General features: G+C 41.3%; 3 protein-coding genes. 2 read left to right on the forward strand and 1 reads right to left on the reverse strand.

What is annotated here, in order from left to right:
• The coding region (locus LD39_RS18475) for an MFS transporter (protein ID WP_035551454.1) at nt 1-1,250 on the reverse strand (1,250 nt) is incomplete at its 3' end.
• Between the two features lie 217 nt (nt 1,251-1,467).
• On the opposite strand from LD39_RS18475, the gene LD39_RS18480 reads away from it, so the two are divergent.
• Nucleotides 1,468-2,124, forward strand: a complete 657-nt coding sequence (locus LD39_RS18480) for an MtnX-like HAD-IB family phosphatase (RefSeq protein WP_035551457.1) — start codon at nt 1,468-1,470, stop codon at nt 2,122-2,124.
• A partial coding sequence (locus tag LD39_RS18485; RefSeq protein WP_035551461.1) for an iron-containing alcohol dehydrogenase occupies nt 2,117-2,477 on the forward strand: 361 nt, incomplete at its 3' end. The genes LD39_RS18480 and LD39_RS18485, both read left to right, overlap by 8 nt.

The raw sequence follows: 2,477 nt of genomic DNA on the forward strand, positions 1-2,477 counted from the left end.
AACCAATTAAATGGATGGGATGGGTTAAACAAATCCAATGTTTTCCCAATGATGGCTCCGCTCAAGGCTCCTGAAACAAAGTTGAGCAAGTTGAATACCCCCATCCCGACGCCTGTTTCATTCTTTTCTAATAAGTTTGCCAGAATATCTGCAGAAGATGCCTGCACTAGCGGAAAACTCATATAAGCAACAATGATGGTCGCACTAACGACCAATTGGTTTGCTCCAACGATAACAGATAATAAGAAAAAGCCAACCGCTAATAAGGTCATTGCTAAATAAAGAACATATGTGTTGCCCTTCGAATCAACAAGGTTGCCGCCTTTTTGCCCCATGAGTGCGGCGCTCAAGGCTCCAGGAAACAGTACTAGTCCGATTGCCATTGTTCCTAAATGATAGCTGTCTCTAAACATGATCGGCAGCATAAACATCATCCCGAATAAACAAGTGATACTCAAGAAGCTCGTGATGATTGTTGACCGATACTTCACATTTTTGAACAAGTGCGGAGGAATGAAAGGTTCTCTGAGCGATCTCATTCTCCAAAGGTTCAATAGGAAGAAAAGAGCTGTCAGTCCAAATATCCATGTCATACCAAGGGTAATCCCGAGAAGCAATGTTGAGATGAACCCGGCAATGAAAACCGCTCCAATATAATCAATATAGCCTTTATTCACTTCTTCATGTGGAAGGTTTCTTCTTAAGAAAGGCAGCGTGATAATAATTAATGCAGAAGTTAAAAATAAATAGCGCCAATCGAGGAATCCAGCTATAAATCCTCCCGCAATCGGTCCAATTCCAGAAGCGAACGCCATGACAGATGAGACAATACCCAATACCTTTCCTCTCGTTTTAGGAAAATAACGGATGGGTGCTAAAAAGACGAGTGCAGGTATCATCGCTCCCCCAACGGCTTGAATGACTCTCGCCATTAAAACCATTCCATAGTTTTGCGCGAAAAAACCGAACAACGATCCTAAGGCAAAAATGGTCAATCCGAACGTAATAAGCGTACGAAATGGATAGAAGTCAGCGAGCTTTCCATATGTCAGCGCTCCGACTGCATAAACCATGATGTAACCCGTCATTACCCAGCTGACTTCCGAAGGCATTAAGTCATAGGTCTTCGCAATATCCGGTACAGCGATGTTGAACATCGTCCCATTCATAACAGACAGCATGAGCACAGCGCATAAGGATACCAGAAGTCTAGTTGGATGAGGGATTTGTGGTTCCTGTTGTTTATCCATAGGAATTCCTCCTTCCTTTTGTTTCGTTACCCGAAATGAATCCTACACAAGATGAAGGGGAATTGCAAAGATAAAGCGTCTATATCTAGATATTTAATCATTTCTTAACATTCAGATTAAGAATTCTGTCATAAAGTCCGAGGTTAGGCAGTAGTGAGAAGCTCTATAGTTCGTTACAATAGAGAAGTACATGACAAGCTTTATAGGAGGGGAAACGATGAAAAAATGGGCATTTGTTTCCGATTTTGACGGAACAATTTCAAAGAAGGATTTCTACTGGATCGTCATCGAAAAATATTATCCTGAAGGGCAAGAGTTATTTAAAAAATGGAAAGCAGGTCACATAAAAGACATCGACTTTCTGAGCAGGATCTTTACTTCCATTGATCAAAACGAAGAACAAATCATTGAAGACATTTTGAACATTCCGATTGACGAACACGTTCCGAACTTCATCCGAAAAGTCCAGGAAAACGGGGCTGATGTCTATATCCTAAGCGCTGGAACGGATTACTACATTCATCACATTTTGAAAAAGTATGAAATTAAAAATGTGACTGTGCTGTCTAACGAAGGGTACTACAAAAATAAGAATATACATATGAACATAGACCCTGAGCATCGTCACTACTCAGAGCGCTATGGAATTGACAAATCGAAGGTTATTCAGGAATTAAAAGAAAAGTATGAAACTGTTCACTTTGCAGGCGATAGTGAACCGGACTCCCACCCTGCTGTCCACGCAGATCTTACGTTTGCCAAAGATGCGCTTCAAAATATTTTAGCAGAAAAAGGTGTGCCTTTCGTTGCGGTAGAGACCTTTAAGGATGTGGAAGAAAAATTGAAGGTTGAAGGGTTCATCTCTCATGAGTAATCCAATCACAAACATTCCTATCCCTGCAATTTTGGAGATAAAAAAAGGCGCCATTTACCACCTGGAGGCGCTGCTTAGAAAGCATGGATTTAAAAAAGTGCTCATCCTGTTCGATGACTTTACCTTCCATCAGTTTGAGGAAGAGGTGAAGGGTTCTTTTACAACATTGGAACTTGAGACCACCCTTTTGAAAGATCAGCTGGATATTAAAGAGCTAATTACACATGCTTTTTCTTTTCAACCCTATGACGTGATTGTCGCCATCGGAGGGGGTTCCATAATTGATTCTGGGAAATATATCAGTTTTTCGCGAGGAACTCCGTTCATCAGTGTCCCAACCTCCGCATCCAATG

Origin of the sequence: Halobacillus sp. BBL2006, from assembly GCF_000786645.1 — a bacterium.
GTDB lineage: Bacteria > Bacillota > Bacilli > Bacillales > Halobacillaceae > Halobacillus.